This window comes from Streptomyces sp. BV286, from assembly GCF_019090165.1.
Classification (GTDB): domain Bacteria; phylum Actinomycetota; class Actinomycetes; order Streptomycetales; family Streptomycetaceae; genus Streptomyces.
The window spans coordinates 157847-174564 of the sequence record NZ_JAHRIB010000178.1 but is presented as its reverse complement, the minus strand read 5'-3'; the positions used below and the strand labels follow the sequence as shown (position 1 = coordinate 174564).

The window sequence follows — 16718 nt, the reverse complement described above, 5'->3', positions numbered from 1 at the left end:
TCGAGGGCAGGCGGAAGCCCGGGCGGGCGAGGTGGTGGGACGGGAGGGACCGCGGGCCGTTCAGATAGCGGGCGCGGTGCGGCGTCGGTCGGAGCCGGTGAGGATGACCCGCTCGGTCATCTCGGCGAGGCGGGAGGCGACGCGGTCGCCGAGCGCGGTGCGGAGCTCGGCGGTGGGGAGGTTGGTGGTGATGAGGGTGGGGAGCATGTGCTCGTACCGGTGGTTGACAAGCCGGTAGGTGAGCTCCTCGGTCCACTCGCTTGTCTTGGCCGCGCCGAGGTCGTCCAGGAGCAGCAGTGGGCAGCGGGCCAGCGTCTGCAGTTCTCGTTCGCCGTCGTGGCCGGCGCGGGGGCGGAGCCGCGCGTGGAGGTCGGCGGAGGTGGTGGCCTCCCAGCGTAGGCGGACGCCTCGGGTGAGGAGGGCCCGGACGGCGCCGTACGCCTGGTGGGTTTTGCCGGTGCCGGTGGGGCCGGCGATCAGCAGCGACGGGCCCTCGGCGATACCGGGTCCGGTCGGGCCGGGGCGTCCGGCGCGGGCGATCTGGTCGGCCCAGACGATGATCTGGGGGTGGTCGGCCAGGGCGCGGCGGTAGCGGGCGGGGATGCGGGCGTCGGCGAGTTCCAGGGCGGTGACGGTCTCGGGTGCCGGGTCGTGGGCGGCAGTGGTGGTGGGGTCGATGCCGCGGTTGGCGAGGATCGTGTTGAGCCGGTCGGTGATCGCGCCGACGGGCTGGGGTGCGCGGGTGAGGGTGGCGGTCAGAGCTCATCTCCGTAGGCGGCGACGACGTCGGTGGGGTTCGTCCACGCCCGGTGGGCGGCGGGCGCGGCGGGGGATGCGGCGTTCATGACCTCGTGGACGAGACTGGGCAGGACGCCCGGGGACAGGCCCTTGGCCCGGTGGCGTTCGAGGGCGGCCCGGAGGTGGGCGGGGGCGATGCCCTCGTCGAGCAGCTTGCGCACCTGTTTGCCGAGATGGTTCAGGAAGGCATCTGGCGGGCGGTGGTTGCACGCGGCGATGTACTCGCCGAGGAGCTGCTTGGCCGAGACAGTGTCGGGCGCGTGGGCGCTTGCGCCCCCCGAAGGGATATCTCCTAGATCCACGGTCCTAGGTCCTAGATCCGGACCGTGAGACGTCACTGCTGCCTCACCGAGCGCTCCCTGATCCCTCGCGGAGGACTCCGTGAAGCCCTCTTGACCTGCGACTTCGCTCTCAAGTCCCGGATTCAGCGCGGACTCACGGACCTCGCCGGAGCCCTCAGTGAGGGCTGCGTGAGACGGCAGCGAGTACTCCGTGACACCGGCGCCCACGGCAGGAGCCGACGCGACCGAAGCGTCGTGAACCGGGCAGCTCGGGAGGCGGCTCTTGCTCGCCCGGTTGATCTTCTGATGCTGGTGCCAGGTCACGACGTGCAGGTACCGCTTGTGATCCGGCCCCTTGTAGCGGCAGATCAGTCCCGCGTCGGCGAGCTGGGCGAGATCCGTCTCGACATCGGACGGGGTGTGCTCCGGGCGCAGCACCCACAACTGCCCAGCGATGATCGCGGCGTGGTCGCGGTGGCGGCCCTGGTCGTCGGCCTGGGTGAGCAGGCCGAGGAAGGTGCGCTCGGCGGTCAGGGAGACGACGGCCAGGGACTCGGAGACGAAGGCTTCGGGCTTGATGGTGCGGATTCGTGCCAAGTGTGGGGCGGTCCTCACTCGGTGGCCTGTGCGCGGACATCACGGCTCACCGTCGGTCGGGGCGGGATTCGAGGGGGTGTTGGCGCGGAGGCGCGCCGGGAAGCGATTCCGTTTCCGGGGTGTCGTCAACATAGCCATACCCCAGTCGCGCAAGTCCAGCCCTATCCGGCGCAATCTCTCACGGCAGAAAGGCTGCGAGAAATGGGGCTCGGTGACGGGCGGGAGGAAAACCGTAAGGCACGATCCGCCGTTGACCAAATAGTTGCCCGGACCGCCGAGCCAGAAGCATCACATCGGCAAGCCGTTGACGGGCCGCCGACGGGGAAGATACAACACAACACCGCACTTCAGAGCCATGATCGGCGTGCTGGTCCGTGTCCATTCCCGACTCCCTGGAACCACATCTCGGCGAACGACGCGAGCGCAACATAGACCACGATCGCCGGTTACCCAAACCGGCGAATGCACCTTTCAATTGGAGCCATGCCCCCACGCCCACTGGAAGTCGGACCCGCAGGAATGCAGGCGGCCCGCACCATCGAAATGCTCCGAACCGAACGCGGCCTGTCGCAACGCCAGTTGGCCGACCGCGTGACCGCTTTCGGCCATCCGATGTCCAACACCATGCTGTCCCGCATCGAACGCGCCCAACGCTGATGCGATGCCGACGACCTCGTCGCGATCGCCGAAGCCCTCGTGGTCTCGCCTCTCGTGCTGCTGCAGGGGCCGACTGCCACGTGACGAGGACCGCTCAGCAGCGCTGACCGAGCACGCCCCCCACCCAGTAAGGACCCGCCTTTCTTGCACCACTCCGACATACCCCCTGCCCTCGTAAGACGCCTTCCCGGCACCGAGGGCGGAGCCCCCTTGCCTCGTCTCTACCGCCCCGAAGAAATCGCCGAAGCCCTCGGCTGCTCCGCCTGGTGGGTCAAGGACCGGGCCCGACGCGGACTCATCCCGCACACCCGCGTCGGCCGCGCCTACCGCTTCACCGCCGCGCACCTCGCCGAGATCGTCCGCCTCCACGAAGAGCGCCCGAAGCGATCCGTCAGCAGCGCGCCGGCGAGTCGGGCAGCGACAAGCCCTCCCTCGGCACGAACTCGTGCCGCCCGGCCTCCTGAGTCGACTACGGCCCCGACGCCAGGGCGTCTGCGGGCTCGACCGCCGCGCCGCACCCAGTACGAGACCGTCGCGTAGCGCGCCCGCACCCAGTCACAAGCCGAGAGCAGGGGAGGAAGACGGAAGTTGGGTTTCGCGGAGAAGCGCGGAAACTACTGGCGCGGCCGGTACAAGACCGCGCCCGGCAGGCACCTCACGGTGGTCGACGACAACGGCAAGGCGATCCGGTTCGCCACCAAGGGCGAGGCCCAGCGCGCCGCGAGTGAGGCCGAGAACAAGTACCGGCGCGGCGACTGGCGCGACCCGGCACTCGGCCAGGAGACCTTCGGCGAGTACGCGAACCGCTGGTACGAGGCCCAGGACCTGGCCGCCTCGACCATGCAGAACTACAAGCGCCACATCGAGGAGCACCTCCTCCCTGACTTCGAGGACAAGGCACTCGCCGGCATCCTGCGCACGGACGTCGACCTGTGGGAGAAGAAGGAGAAGGCCGCCTACGCGGCCTCCAGCGTCAAGACCTGGCGCTCGACGCTCCACCTGATCTTCGAGGACGCGCTCGACGAGGGCCTGATCACCTCGAACCCGGCCGCCCGACGGCGCGGACGCGGCAAGCGCGCCGGACGCTCCCGCGACCGAGGCCCGGAGAAGGTCGTAACCGACCCCCTCGGCACCCTGCTGACCGCGGAACGAGCCGCCCTGCTCTCCGGCCGCGACGACGAGTTCGTCGCCGTCGTCCTCAAGGGCTACACCGGCATGCGCTGGGGCGAAATCGTCGGCCTGGAGACGGAGTTCGCCCGCCCCGGGGCCGTCCGCGTCGAATGGCAGCTGTACGAACTCGACACTGGCGAGCTGGTTCGCTGCCCACCCAAGGACGACAGCTACCGCACCATCGACGTGATGGACTGGCTGTCGGCCCTGGTCGCCAACCACGTCGCCCGCACGAAGCCGAAACCCTGCTCGTGCCACGGCAAGACCTACGTCTTCCGGGGCCAGGGCACGGCCCGCACCGGCGGCCACCACGGCGCAAAGCTCGTCGACGTCGCACGCCGAGCCGAAGTCTCCACCGGCACGGTGTCCAACGTCCTCAACCACCCCGACCGCATCACCGAAGCCAAGCGGGTCAGGGTGGAACAGGCCATCGCAGACCTGGGATTCGTGCGTGGCGGCGCGGTACCGCAGCACGCAGCCCACTGGCGCCGAAACGGCTTCGCCACCTGGCTGTTCACCCCGGCGGTCTCCGGCTGGTACCCGAAGAAGGCACCGCAGGAAGCCCGCCCCGTACCGCTCCTCGGCGAGCCGTGGCCCGGCGTCCCAGCCCGAGGGCGTGGCGCCAGCGACCGGGCCGACGCCTGCTGGCTCCCGATCGCCAAGGGCCTCACACCCCACGGCCTCCGCCATACCCACCGGACCGTGATGGAGGACCTCGGCACCGAGAAAGTCCTCATGGACGACCGCATGGGCCACATCGACGGCTCGGTCTCCGCGCGCTACGCCCACGTCACACCCGGAATGCGCAAGCGCCTCATGCTCGGACTGACCGAGCAGTGGGAGGCGGCACTCGACACCCGCCTGGCGATGAGCCCCACGTCACCCGTGCGCGTACTCGACGATCTCCTACGTGCGCGCAGGGAATCACGTAAGCCTGCGGAGTCCCAGCGGTGACTGCTGCTGTGCCTCTGATGGTCACCACCAGAGGCACAGCCGTCTCCGGCGACACCTTGCGGGGGCAGCGTCAACCTCGTGGAGGTCACCTCTATCCGGAGGTTATGGCAAACGCCCGGTGAGAGAGCCAACAGACCTGGCTCAATAGGCACATGGAGATTGGCGAGCACTGGGCGTATCGCGCGAGGCCGAAGGACCTGGGCAGCGAGGTCCGCCAGGTGGAGGTCGTACGCGTGGGCAGCTCCGGTAGGTCTGGCTGGGTTCACGTGCGGTTCCTCGAAGGTGATGCCGCTGGCCTGCAGGAGTGGGTCAGTTCCGGCTCTCTCGTAGCACCGTGGGCGGATGCCGATACGTTCCGCGCGGATGACGCGGCGGAGCTGGCGCTGGCGGAGTCCTCTCGCCACGTCCGGGGCAGCACGGATTTCGAGGCCGCCCGCATGATCCTCGGCTTCGTCCGTCCGAAGAACAGGCTTCGCCTGCGCCGAACGGTGGCCGACGCCGGGGTCCTGGAGCTGAGCCGCCTTGACGAGACGGCACCGCTCATCGGCATGGACGCAGCTGAACTCCGCGGCGACGCCATGGTGTACGAGAACCGCCACGGCATGTGCCTGGCTGGGTGGCCGGTCACCGAGCGCGTCGCCCGTCAGATCGCCGGCCGCCTCGCCGACGAGATCCTTCCGGAGGTGGACCGCAAGCAGCAGGGCATCGAGCAGGAGCGTGCCCAGTCCTCCTGGTACTCCTACAGCCGACGGGACGACCGGAAGCTCGACGCGGAAGCGGCTGTCTTGCGAACCGTCCGGGCCTGGTGCGGCGAAGACAAAGCCGACCGCTACGACGAGTTGGTCGCCCTGCGCGCCGAGGTCATCAGGCTCGGGGGACTCGTCGAGAAGGCGGTCAAGGCCCTACGCGACCGAGGTCACGGCGTCATTGCCTCCACCATTGAGCGCGACCTTGGCGTCCATATCGCCACCCTTGATCCTGATGTGCGTCGATGACGCCGCGCCACGGGTCTGGTTCCGGCTTCGGAGGCGTTGGCTGAGCTGGAGGCTCCTTCTCCGGCCGGTCCGGCCGCCAGCCGTCAAGGAAAGGTCGCAGTTGCTTCTTCGTCGGTTCCACGTTGAAGTCGCGGGCGGCCAGACCCTTGCCGTTCGTTGTGGGGTCGAGCTGATCGGCCTCCGCGTTCCCCCAAGCCGACCACTCACGCAGCCGCTCAGCTTTGGGAGCATCTTCCGACGCGGCGGCGACTTCATCCAACGCGGCACAGAACGCCCGGATCTCACCCGCGGCCCGCCACTGCTCAAGGGCAGTACCAAAGTGCTCGGCCCGTACCGCGTGAACCGCCTTGACCGAAGCCGCACTTACCGCGGCCTCCCACTCCCGCCGCTCGCGCTCCTCACGCTCCGCCGCCAGCCGCCGTCGCTCGGCCTCCTGGCGCTCCCGCTCCTCTCGCAGACGCCGTTGCTCGGCCTCTCGTTCCAACCGGGCCCGCTCCTGCTCCTCCGCGCGTGCCTTCAACGCCCGGAAGATTGAGGCGATCTGCTCCTCCAACGACTTCTTGGCCGTGTCGGCCCATTCCTTCTTCCAGCCGTAGTTGTAGCTGTACCCCGAGTTCTCGCTGACCAGCAGCTCCAGTTCGCCGGACGGCTCGAACTTCTGGGCCGGCGTGACCCGCTGCCAGTCGTACGTGCGTCGGCCCGGCTGCTTGGGGACGTACCGGACCTGCTTCTGCCGCTCACGGAAACCGACCTCGTACGTCCTGCCGTGGACGGTGAGCAGCGGCCTCGGCTGCCTGCGCTTCTTGGACACCGCGATCTCGCCGTACCGTGCGAGTGCCTCATCGGCGAGGAGCCGGATCAGTGTGAGCACCCTCGGCAGGACTTCCTCGGAAATCTCGAAGGCGCTGTGGTCCTTGGTGACGGCGGCGAGCACGTCCTCGACATCGGTGATCACTCGGCTTCGTGCCAGCCGGATTCGGTTCCACTCGGTGTCGTCCTCGCCGGACACCCTGAGCAGACCGAGGAAGAAGTCCCCCTTCGCCCGCCCGCTGTACTTCAGGTGGTACCCCTCCGGAGCGCACTGCCGCGCCGCGTCGAACGCCCTGCGATACCGAGCCCGTTCCTCTGCGCTGGGGTCAGGGATCCGAAGAAATCGTCCGGCCTCCTGCACCTGCGCGATGAGCGCCGGCCCGACAGCCGCTGGCGACGGGCGCGGAGGTTTCACAGCCCGTTTCGGGGCGGGATTCGTCTTGGTCGGGGGATCGGCATCCTGCGACGGACCAGCGGCAACCGGCACCCCGGCTTCAGACGCCGCCGCGCGAGGCTTACGCGGAGCCAACTCCGGACGGTCGGGATGATGCCCGTGCTCCAGGTAGAAGCGCCCCGCGTCAGTGATCTCCGCCTGCCACCTCCCCTTCTTCCTGGGCATGGTCACCAAGCCCCGATCCCTGAGCGCGCGAGCCGTGACGGCGAGCTCGGGGTTGCCCGACGTGACGGGGTCGGTTCCGTCCCCGATACGGGTGAGGAGTGCGAGCTGCCGGTCGTTCAACGGAGACCAAGGGTGCATGGCGATCGTCGTACCGTCTCAGGTCTGCTCGGCACAAGCTGTGGAGTCGCTCATTCAGGAAACGGGCACACAGTGCGCTCGAAGGTAGACGACCGTCGCGCGGAGGCACCGGGGAGCCGATTTCCGAAGCCGGCTTCCAACACAATGCATCCCTGTATCCGCTGTCGCCGGTGCACAGCAGGGCCTGCGACAAGGAATCCCGGTGGCTCATCAAGCAGGCGCTGAGTGAGGTTCGGGGCTGTGGTTGTGGGCTAGCACAGAAGGTGCCGCCCATAGCGCACCAGGGGCTCCGCGAGCGGACGGTGGCAGACTTCGCAGACCGGTTCCCCGCTCGCTGGGCGAGGCACCGGCCGAACTGGCGGAAGCGGGGTGGGCACCCATGGGCGACTGCGGGGCTGTCGGGCTGCACCCTCCCGCCGTCGTCGCTCCCTCTGTTCGTGCTGGTTCCGGGCCTCACCTGCCTCTTGGTATACACGGGCGGCCTGTTGGGACAGACGCTCGTGCATCGTGGGCGGGAAGCTCACGCCGGTGGCGTCCAAACCGAGTTCTTCGAGCAGGAAGCGTTCACGGACGATCTCATCGCCGGGGCAGGGTGGATGGTGCGGTGCGTAGAGGCGCAGGTCCTTCGTCCACCACTGGGAGCCGCGCGCGTGGGGTTGGCCGAGCCGGGCTTCGACCTCGCCTTCGCGATGGTAGAGCGTCCAGGCCGGAGTGCCCTCGGCGAAAAGCACGTGCGGGATGCGGGTGTCTGGGCGCATGAACCATACGTCCCGCACGCCGGCGGCGGCGTAGTCTCGGTGCCGGGCCTGCCACAGCTCGTCGGTGATCAGCTCTCGCTGTGCCTCCAGAGCCAGTTGGGCGCCGTCGTCGAGGATGACGTAGACGTCGGCGCGGCGGTCGCGGTCCTCGGTCCACTGCTCCATCCGGACCCTCGTGACGTTGTGCCGCGTGTGCGCCCAGCGGGCGAGCCGGTGTTTGGCGTTGATGTGCCAGACAGTTTCGCGGCTGTGCCCGCCGGGCGGTGCGGTTCCAGCCGGGTGCGCGAAGTGTGGCCGCACCAGGCCGCCGATCCGGCCGCGGGCCAGTAGCGCCACCTTCGTACCCACCGGGGCGTCAATGCCACGCCAGCAGTAGAAGCACACAACGGTCTCCCGAGCCCCGTAGCCGAGCGCCCGCCACTGTTCCAAAGGGCGGTCGCCGATGTGGACTTCGGTCTGCGTCTCCAGGTCGAACCCCACAACGAGCAGATCGTCCAACACCGGAGCCTCCTCTCAACTCATCTGAACCGGATGCGTAGAGCATTGCAACGGGCACTGACAGTGCCCTCCCCTCAAGTCCACACAGCAGAACCACACTTGGGCGAAAGCTTGATCGCGACCGGCGGTAACGACCGCAGTACATACCGGATGTACTGCGTCAGCGCTGATCGTCCCCCCGCCACCCATCCGGCGACCTTGACTGTTCAATCACACGCCAAGAAGACGGGGTGGACGCAATTGAGATCGATGAACTCACGGAGCTGGCCTAGGTGCCCGCCCTCGCGCTCCGTCACGAATCTGCGCTACCGGATACTGCGGTCGTAAGTCTCAGGCGGACCCACGCGCGTCGTGGACGGCCGTGGCCTTTGGAACGAGCCTGGGCGGTAGTGGGCGCGGCGGGTTGGCGTAAGCCGCGTAGGCGCGCTCTTGTTCTCGACGCCAGATTCTCAACAGCGCTTCGTCGGACCGGGGTACAGCGAGGCCCGTGTCATGCAGGATTCCCCGGAAGTACGGCACCGGGCCCCCTCCGGGGGCTACGACCAGAGCGGACAGCAGCGGAGCATCATCGTGCGTTCCGTCCTCGATAGCTGACAGAAGCCTGCGGCGCTCCTCCTCGGATGTGTTCTTGACGCCGGCCAGCAACGGCCAGTTGGTGGTGCTACCTGCCTGCGCGACGTCGATCAGCCGCTGCCGCAGGTCCGGGCGAAGGGTGGGGGCCAAGGCTGCCTGGGCGGGGTCCGCCGGAGCTTCACGCTGTTGCTGGGACGGCTCGGGACTTGCGAGCGAACAACGCCTCTGGTTGCTCTCGCCCGGCGTCTTCTCGCGGTGTTGGGTGGCCATCTTCGCTTCCTCGATGGCTGCCTCAAGCCCGGCGATGGTCTCTCTCAGCAACCGCAGGCCGCGATCGTTGAGTTTGGTGTTCCGTGTGCCCTGGAGCCATCGACGGGCCGATCGGATTTCCGACCTCAGGCGGGTCCCGCCCTTTCCCTGCCCGCTGCCCGCCATTTCCTGCCCTTGAGCGATCAGGTGTTGCAGCTGACTCCGGTCGATTGGTGCCTGGTGACGGACCTCTGTGGGGCGTGCCCGTCGGTTTCGTGCGGGCGGGCGCCGACGAGCAGAGACAGGGAGATCGACAATGCGGATCTCGGGGACGGCCGCGTTCAGCGGTAGCGCCGGCGGCACAGCGCGCGCGGGGAGCCCGTACTTGGCGAACGCGCGGTCTACTTCCCGTTGGACCCACCGCTTCAGGTGCGTTGCCGACGACGGCCGCCCCAGGCCGAGGGCTTCGAGGATGCTGTCCAGGTACGGCAACGGTTCGCCGGTGTCCGATCGTACGAGGGCGGACAGCACGGGCTCGTCCATGGGAAAGGGGCTGTCCACCTCTGAGAGCAGGTCTCGAAGATCTGCGACGCCGTATTGGGAGAAGTCTGTGCCGACCGTCTGACCTAGACCCTTCCAGGTCGCTCGGGTGGCCCAGCGGGCGTCCAGCTCCAGGGCTTCACGGACGGCGACAACGAGCTCGCCCCGGCTTAGCTGTCGGCTCTCGGGGCCTGCTGTGGTCTCTGACGACGACTTGCTAGCAACGCTTTCGCTACCTCGGGCGACTACGGCTCGTCTGTAGTCGCCCCGGATCTCTTCGACCGCTGTTGTTGTCAGCCCTTCATCGGTCAGAGTGGCCTCAGCAAACGGTGTCCAGGTGGTCACACCGCTGCGCCGCTGGACGCCCAGGTAGGGGCAGCGCCGGGCTCCTCTTGTCTCGAACCGGATACGGAAGACATAGCCGTCTCCGTCGAAGAACTCATGGGGGACAGGTCCGCCCAGCCCGAAGATCCAGTCGACCTCCTCTGTCTTTCCCGTGTCATTTGCCCAGGAGCCGCTGTTTCCGGGTTTGAGCCGAAAACGCAGCCGTCGTTGTCGGTCCGGGAGATCGACGTCGATCGCTTCACCCAGTGACGCGGCGCGTCTCGGCCACTGCACGGTGCCTTTGAGTTCCCGGTTCCGGATCCACTCGTCCAGGGCCCCCTTCATGAACAGGTGGTCCGCGCTGTCCTCACCGTTGGCCGTGCGTGTGCAGGTGTGATGCGGGTGATGCGCGAAGTGGCACACCTTGGAGTGGTACAGGCGGTCAGTCAGCGCTTCGCCGCAGCCGCCGAGCAGCGTGCCGCACCAGTACGTGTACCGGGGATGCTGCTGCCGCCAGCGAGTCAGCTCTGCTGCGTCCATGGGCAGGATCACCGCAAGATCGGAGTCCTTGTGGCCTACGACAGCTGTCTGTATGCGGCGGTGGTCCTCGGACAGTAACGGCATTGTGTGGGCTCTCCGGCGACGACAAGCGGGCGAGATACAGCCCGTACAAGCGATGGTGCCCAAGAGGACCTACCGTCGACACCTGTTCTGAGGCGGACAGGCCGCTGGCGGACTCCCATAATCCCCTCGCTGGGAGCCACCCGGGAGCCGGGCACCGAGGTCGGCTCCCAAATGGCTCCCAAAACAGGCCCACAAAGCAAATCAGGCCCGGTGCTGATCTCTCAGCACCGGGCCTGACCTGGTGTTTCAGCTGTCGGGGTGGCGGGATTTGAACCCACGACCTCTTCGTCCCGAACGAAGCGCGCTGCCAAGCTGCGCTACACCCCGATGTCGCTTACCGCAGGCCACTTTCGTGGTGTGTGCCGTGGCGACGTCGTTTACTTTAGCCCACTGGTGGCCGGAGACGAAATCCGGTTTTCGGGGCGTCGGTGGCGGCGTGGGCCCGGTCTGACGTGGTCCAGGGCGACGAGCAGGACGGCCAGGGCGTAGCAGGCGAGGCCCAGGACGGTGGCGTTGCCCAGGACCTCGACGAAGCCGTGCTGGGATACGTCGAGGAAGGGGTACGGGTAGCGGGCCGGTGTGCTCGGCGGCAGGAGTACGCCCCGGGTCAGGGTGAAGGCCAGGTATGCGACGGGGAGGACCAGGAACGCGGCCGCGCTGTGGAGTCGCAGCGGCCCTGGGCGGGTCAGCAGGAGCCAGTCCAGCGCGACCGCGACGGGGATCGCCGAGTGCAGGAGCTGGTTCGTGAGCGCGTGCCAGCCGGTGAGCGTCTCGATGTCACCCGTCATGGAGAAGGTGCTCGAGTTGTCGGCCAGGAGCAGGTGGTAGACCAGGGCCGTGCCCACCGCGTACAGCAGCGTGCAGGCGGTGACGGCCGGCGGCAGCGGGCGGCGCGCGGTCCAGGCCCGCCAGGCCGAGAAGGTGAACACCACGGCCACCAGGATGCTGCTCTGGATGGTGAAGTAGCTCAGGACGCGTGACGGGCTGCCCAGAACCAGGTCGAGCGCCACGCCCGCGGCTGCCGCGAGCGCGACGAGGAGGCGGTAGGCGGCGACCAGGGGGCGACGGACGCGTGGAACCACCGCGTCCGCCGGCACGACGGAGACTGTGGCAGCGGCGGCGCTGGCCGCGATGCCCGGGATGCGGGGTATGTCCGGGATATCCGCAGGTATGGGAGCGGTCATGCCCTCACGCTAAGCGGATCGGACAAAAGCGGCGAGATGGATTGAACCGGTCGGGGGTGTCGGGATGGATTGAAGCGGTCGGGGGTGCCGGGGCCGCAGGGGCCCCGCTCATGTGGGGTCGCCCCGCCCGCCCCGCCACCTCTCCGCTAACCGGCTTCCCGTCCCGTGAGCGTGAGCAGCGTCGCCTCCGGCGGGCACGCGAACCGCACCGGTGTGTAGCGGCTCGTTCCGCAGCCCGCCGAGACGTGCATGAACGCCGTCCGCCCGGACTCCGCCTCCGTGTACGTCGACAGGCCCTTGACCCGGTCGGTGTCCAGGTCGCAGTTGGTGACGAGGGCGCCGTAGAAGGGGATGCAGACCTGGCCGCCGTGGGTGTGGCCGGCCAGGACGAGCGGGTAGCCGTCCGCGGTGAAGGCGTCGAGCGCGCGCAGGTACGGGGCGTGCACGATGCCCATCGAGAAGTCGGCCGAGTCGGACGGGCCGCCGGCCACGCGCGCGTAGCGGTCACGCTTGACGTGCGGGTCGTCGAGCCCGGTCAGCTCGATCTCGAAGCCGTCGATCTTCAACGAACCCCGCACGTTCGTCAGGTTCAGCCAGCCCGCCGCGTCGAATCCGTCGCGCAGCGACTCCCACGGGTTGTGGACCACGTCGACGGCGGGCGCGTTCCCGTTCAGGCCGTGTCGGCCCTGCGCCTTCTCGTGCAGGTAGCGGAAGGGGTTGCGCAGGGTGGGTCCGAAGTAGTCGTTCGAGCCGAAGACGTACGCCCCGGGGAACTCCATCAGGGGGCCGAGGGCGTCCATGACCTCCGGTACGCCCTCCGGGTCGGAGAGGTTGTCCCCGGTGTTGATGACGAAGTCGGGGCGCAGCCCGGCCAGCGAGCGCAGCCAGCGCTGCTTCTTGCGCTGACCGCTGACCATGTGGATGTCGGAGACCTGGAGCACGCGCAGCGGCCGCATCCTGGGCGGCAGCACCGGGACGGTCACTCGTCGGAGACGGAAGGAGCGGGCTTCGAACCCCGCCGAATAGAGCAGACCGGCGGCACCAGCCGCCGCGATTCCCAGAGGTACTCCGTATCGCGCACGCATACGTCCATCGTGTCAGACCCCGGACCCCCCGAGTCCCACGGGAGCGGCCCGCCCGAAATCCATGGGCGGCCGTCGTGCCACACCTGCGACAATCACCCCATGACCACGCTCAAGTCGAAGCTGCAGGCTGACCTCAACGCCGCGATCAAGGGGCGCGACGAGCTCCGCTCCTCGACGCTCCGGCTGACCCTCGCCGCGATCCAGAAGGAGGAGGTCGCGGGCAAGGAGAAGCGCGAGCTCTCCGACGACGAGGTGCAGAAGGTGATCGCCAAGGAGGCCAAGAAGCGCCGTGAGGCGGCCGACGCGTTCGCGCAGGGCGGCCGTGCCGAGTCGGCTGAGCGCGAGAAGGCGGAGGGCGAGATCCTCGCCGACTACCTGCCGAAGCAGCTCTCCGACGACGAGCTCCGGCAGATCGTCGCGCAGGCGGTCGAGGAGGCGAAGGCGGCCGGCGCGGAGGGCCCCCGTGCCATGGGTCAGGTCATGAAGATCGTGAACCCGAAGGTGGCCGGGCAGGCCGAGGGCGGCCGAGTCGCCGCGGTCGTCAAGCAGTTGCTCGCGGGTTGAGCGCCGCATACCGCGAGCAACCCCCGCGGCCCCGGCTCCGGCCCTCGAAGCGGTAACGGTAGGCAGAAGCAGAAGCAGAAGCAGAAGCAGAAGCAGAAACAGCAGTCGTACGCCGATGGGGCGCCCTTCGCTTGAAGGGCGCCCCATCGGCGTACGTGCGCAGGAGGCCTGCCGGTCTCGGACTCGGTCTCGGTCCGGGTCTGTCGGGGTCGGCCCGGCGTCCCGGTCTACGGGAAGTTGCCGCCGTTGCCGTTCCCGCCGCCGTTGTTCCCGTCGTTCCCGCCGATCGTCCACTCCTCCGGGATCGAGAAGGACGGCGTCGGGATCGTGGGCTGGCCGTTCCCGCCGTTGTCGCCGTTCCCGCCGCCGTTGTTGTTGCCGCGGTTGTCCCCGTTGTTGCCGTCGTCGTTGTCGTCCTCGTCGCCGCGGCCGTCACCCTTGCCGGTGTCGGGCCGGGGGATGTGGACGAGGTTGAACGGAGGCGCGGGCTTGCCTTCCAGCGCGCCGCTCATCATGTCGCGCCAGATCGGTCCGGGGACCTTGCCGCCGAAGACCTTGTCGTGCGGGACACCGCCGATGGTGATGTCGACCATCCGCCGCTTGTGGGCCGGGTCGCCGACCCAGACCGCGCCCGCCATGTTCGGCGTGTAGCCCACGAACCAGGCCGCGTAACGCTCGTCCGTCGTACCGGTCTTGCCCGCGCTCGCCCGGCTGCCGAGGCCCGCCTCCGTACCCGTACCGTCCTCGACGACACCCTTGAGCAGCGTGTTGATCGTGTCGGCGGTCGTCTCGGACATGGCGCGCTTGCAGCTCGTCTTCGGCACGGACAGCGACTTCTTCTGGCCGCCGACGGTCTGGCTGATCGACTCGATGGCGACCGGCGAGCAGTACGTGCCCCGCGTGGCGAAGGTCGCGTACGCATTGGCCATCGTCAGCGGGGACATCTCCTGCGTGCCCAGGGCGATGGACGGAGCCTGGTTCATCTTCTTGCCGTCGGCGCGCTCGACGCCCATCTTGCCCGCCATCTCGGTCACGGGGCAGATGCCGATGTCGCTGATCAGCTGGATGTAGTAGGTGTTGACCGACTTCGCGGTCGCGTCCCGCATGTCGTACGGGCCGACCTCGCTCTCGTTCTCGTTGGCGACCGGGACACCCTTCTCGTTCCACCGGGCGCCGTTGCACGCCGAGACCGGGTTCGGGTAGTCCATCTCGTACGGCGACGAGTACACCTGCGTCGCGGGCTTGCCGCCCTCCAGGGCGGCGGCGGCCACGATCGGCTTGAACGTCGAACCGGGCTGGTAGCCCGCGCCGCCGCCCATGCTGCCGTCGACCGACAGGTTGAGCTGCGTCTCGTTCTTGCCGAAGCCGTACGGGCGCGACTGGCCCATCGCGAGGATCTTGCCGGTGCCGGGCTCGACGATGGTCGCGGCGGTCGCCACCTGGTCGCTCTTGTAGACGTGGTCCTTGACCGACTGCTGCACCGACTTCTGCGACTGCGGGTCGAGCGTCGTGCGGATCGTGAGACCGCCCTGGTTCCAGACCTTGGCCCGGGCCTTCTGGGTCTTGCCGAAGACCGGGTCGTTCAGGAAGACCTCGCGGACGTAGTCGCAGAAGAAGCCGGCGCCCTTGACCGCCGTGATGCAGCCGTTCTTCGGCTTGCTGACCTTCAGGCCGAGCGGCGCCTTCTTGGCCTTGTCGGCCTCCGCCTGCGAGATGTCGTGCACGTCGGCCATGCGCTGCAGCACGATGCTGCGCCGCTTCTTCGCCTCGGCCTCGTCGTTGACCGGGTCGTACCGGCTCGGTGACTGGACGATGCCGGCGAGGAGCGCGGCCTCCCCCAGATCGAGGTCCTTGGCGGACTTGGAGAAGTAGCGCTGGGCCGCGGCCTCGACGCCGTAGGCCTGCTGACCGAAGAACGTGATGTTCAGGTAGTTCTCGAGGATCTTCTTCTTGCCGAGCTCCTCCTCGACCTGGATCGCGAACTTCAGCTCGCGGACCTTCCGGCCGAGGGTCTGCTGGGTGGCCTGGGCGACCTTCGTCGCGTCGTTGCCCGCCTCCTCCACGAAGACGTTCTTCACGTACTGCTGCGTGAGCGTCGAGGCGCCTTCCGAGACGCCGCCGCTCTGCGCGTTCTTGTTGAGGGCCCGCAGGACGCCCTTGAGGTCGACCGCGCCGTGTTCGTAGAACCGCGCGTCCTCGATCGCGACGATCGCCTTCTGCATGTACGGCGAGATGTCCTTGAGGTCGACCACCGTGCGGTCACGTGAGTAGACCGTGGCGATCTGGCCGCCCTGGTTGTCCAGGATCGTGGTGCGCTGGCTCAGTGGCGGCCGCTTCAGGTTGGCGGGGATCTCGTCGAACCCCTCGACCGAACCCTTGGCCGCGAGACCGAGCGCGCCGAACGCCGGCACGGCGATTCCGGCCATGACGGCACCCGCGAGCACGCTGACACCGAGGAACTTGGCGGCCTGCTGCGTAGGGGACAGACCACCACCCGAGCGCTTGTTTGGCATGAGGGCAGCCTACGTTCTCATTCGCCGGACACGCGTATAGGCCTTGGCCTAAGCTGCTCTCAACTGTCACAGGAGTAGGGCTGCGTATCAATACGTCCGGCGACCCCGAATCGTTCCGGTCGGCACGCGGCCTTTTCGTTGAGGACGTGCCCGAATCCGCCTCATGTGTCAGCTGTCGTCCGTTGTGACGCAAGTCAACTGTCCCGGTTTGCCGGGAAGGTCACGCATGTCGTCGGGTCACTCCGTTGGGTGATCTGTCGCGTACCCATAGTCCATTCGGGCCATTCAAGATTGGGCCCGAAGGGGCTGGTTGACTGTGCCCGCCTTCCGTAACGTCCTCAACTGGCGGCGGTGAATATGCCGCTGCCGCCGTGGGGGAGCCTCGATTCGGGAGAGGACGGCGCCGGTATGGGCTGGGTAACCGACTGGAGTGCGCAGGCGGCCTGCCGCACTACCGATCCGGATGAACTGTTCGTTCAAGGAGCAGCGCAGAACCGGGCCAAGGCGGTGTGCACCGGCTGCCCGGTGCGCACGGAGTGCCTGGCCGACGCGCTGGACAACCGCGTCGAGTTCGGAGTGTGGGGAGGGATGACGGAGCGGGAGCGCCGCGCACTGCTGCGCAGGCGACCGACCGTCACCTCTTGGCGCAGGCTGCTTGAAACAGCGCGTATCGAATACGAGCGAGGTGCGGGAATCCTGCCCCTCGACGAGGAAGAGGTGTACGAGCACTACGCGGCGGTGGGCTGACCGGACCGCCGCGCGCGCACCGGGGCCCACAGCGGCTCCG

Annotated in this window: 14 protein-coding genes and 1 tRNA gene; 6 read left to right on the top strand and 9 right to left on the bottom strand. The window is 68.3% G+C overall.

What is annotated here, in order from left to right:
• Positions 1 to 60: 60 nt before the first annotated feature.
• Positions 61 to 759, bottom strand: coding sequence for an ATP-binding protein (locus KUF83_RS34625; RefSeq protein ID WP_217459015.1), 699 nt, complete (start codon positions 757 to 759; stop codon positions 61 to 63).
• Complete coding sequence (locus tag KUF83_RS34620) at positions 756 to 1676, bottom strand: hypothetical protein (RefSeq protein ID WP_217458984.1); 921 nt, start codon at positions 1674 to 1676, stop codon at positions 756 to 758. Before KUF83_RS34620 ends, KUF83_RS34625 begins: the two co-directional genes overlap by 4 nt.
• A gap of 519 nt (positions 1677 to 2195) precedes the next feature.
• Between KUF83_RS34620 and KUF83_RS43110 the strand changes: the two genes are divergently transcribed.
• The 4 genes from KUF83_RS43110 (at position 2196) to KUF83_RS34600 (ending at position 5452) form a co-directional block, all read left to right on the top strand.
• Positions 2196 to 2333 carry a helix-turn-helix domain-containing protein gene (locus KUF83_RS43110; protein ID WP_374106227.1) on the top strand — a complete coding sequence of 46 codons (138 nt, stop codon included), beginning with the start codon at positions 2196 to 2198 and terminating at the stop codon, positions 2331 to 2333.
• A 159-nt stretch (positions 2334 to 2492) separates the two neighbouring features.
• Positions 2493 to 2873, top strand: coding sequence for a helix-turn-helix domain-containing protein (locus KUF83_RS34610; RefSeq protein ID WP_308403273.1), 381 nt, complete (start codon positions 2493 to 2495; stop codon positions 2871 to 2873).
• A gap of 48 nt (positions 2874 to 2921) precedes the next feature.
• Positions 2922 to 4457, top strand: coding sequence for a LacI family DNA-binding transcriptional regulator (locus KUF83_RS34605; protein ID WP_217458982.1), 1536 nt, complete (start codon positions 2922 to 2924; stop codon positions 4455 to 4457).
• Between the two features lie 152 nt (positions 4458 to 4609).
• A complete protein-coding gene (locus KUF83_RS34600) occupies positions 4610 to 5452 on the top strand; it encodes a PE-PGRS family protein (protein ID WP_217458981.1) in 843 nt (280 codons plus the stop codon).
• Here the strand turns inward: KUF83_RS34600 and KUF83_RS42230 are convergent.
• The 6 genes from KUF83_RS42230 to KUF83_RS34570 form a co-directional block, all read right to left on the bottom strand.
• Positions 5382 to 6407: a hypothetical protein gene (locus KUF83_RS42230; RefSeq protein ID WP_254644803.1), complete on the bottom strand. Its 1026-nt coding sequence runs from the start codon at positions 6405 to 6407 to the stop codon at positions 5382 to 5384. The two genes, KUF83_RS34600 and KUF83_RS42230, sit on opposite strands and share 71 nt — an antisense overlap.
• A gap of 863 nt (positions 6408 to 7270) precedes the next feature.
• Positions 7271 to 8278: a competence protein CoiA family protein gene (locus KUF83_RS34590; protein ID WP_217458979.1), complete on the bottom strand. Its 1008-nt coding sequence runs from the start codon at positions 8276 to 8278 to the stop codon at positions 7271 to 7273.
• 327 nt (positions 8279 to 8605) lie between these two features.
• Positions 8606 to 10513 (bottom strand): competence protein CoiA family protein, encoded by a 1908-nt coding sequence (locus KUF83_RS34585; protein ID WP_217458978.1) that lies wholly within the window; start codon positions 10511 to 10513, stop codon positions 8606 to 8608.
• Positions 10514 to 10838: 325 nt separating this feature from the next.
• Positions 10839 to 10912: transfer RNA gene (locus tag KUF83_RS34580), tRNA-Pro, on the bottom strand.
• A gap of 50 nt (positions 10913 to 10962) precedes the next feature.
• Complete coding sequence (locus KUF83_RS34575) at positions 10963 to 11769, bottom strand: Pr6Pr family membrane protein (RefSeq protein ID WP_217458977.1); 807 nt, start codon at positions 11767 to 11769, stop codon at positions 10963 to 10965.
• 146 nt (positions 11770 to 11915) lie between these two features.
• Positions 11916 to 12854, bottom strand: coding sequence for a metallophosphoesterase (locus KUF83_RS34570; RefSeq protein WP_217458976.1), 939 nt, complete (start codon positions 12852 to 12854; stop codon positions 11916 to 11918).
• 99 nt (positions 12855 to 12953) lie between these two features.
• Between KUF83_RS34570 and KUF83_RS34565 the strand changes: the two genes are divergently transcribed.
• Positions 12954 to 13418 (top strand): GatB/YqeY domain-containing protein, encoded by a 465-nt coding sequence (locus KUF83_RS34565; RefSeq protein WP_217458975.1) that lies wholly within the window; start codon positions 12954 to 12956, stop codon positions 13416 to 13418.
• Between the two features lie 227 nt (positions 13419 to 13645).
• Here KUF83_RS34565 and KUF83_RS34560 read toward each other — a convergent pair whose 3' ends face one another.
• The gene (locus tag KUF83_RS34560) at positions 13646 to 15931 is read right to left on the bottom strand and encodes a transglycosylase domain-containing protein (protein ID WP_217458974.1); all 2286 of its coding nucleotides are present in this window, start codon (positions 15929 to 15931) and stop codon (positions 13646 to 13648) included.
• Positions 15932 to 16339: 408 nt separating this feature from the next.
• On the opposite strand from KUF83_RS34560, the gene wblA reads away from it, so the two are divergent.
• Positions 16340 to 16678 (top strand): transcriptional regulator WblA, encoded by a 339-nt coding sequence (gene wblA, locus KUF83_RS34555; RefSeq protein WP_217459014.1) that lies wholly within the window; start codon positions 16340 to 16342, stop codon positions 16676 to 16678.
• Positions 16679 to 16718 lie beyond the last annotated feature (40 nt).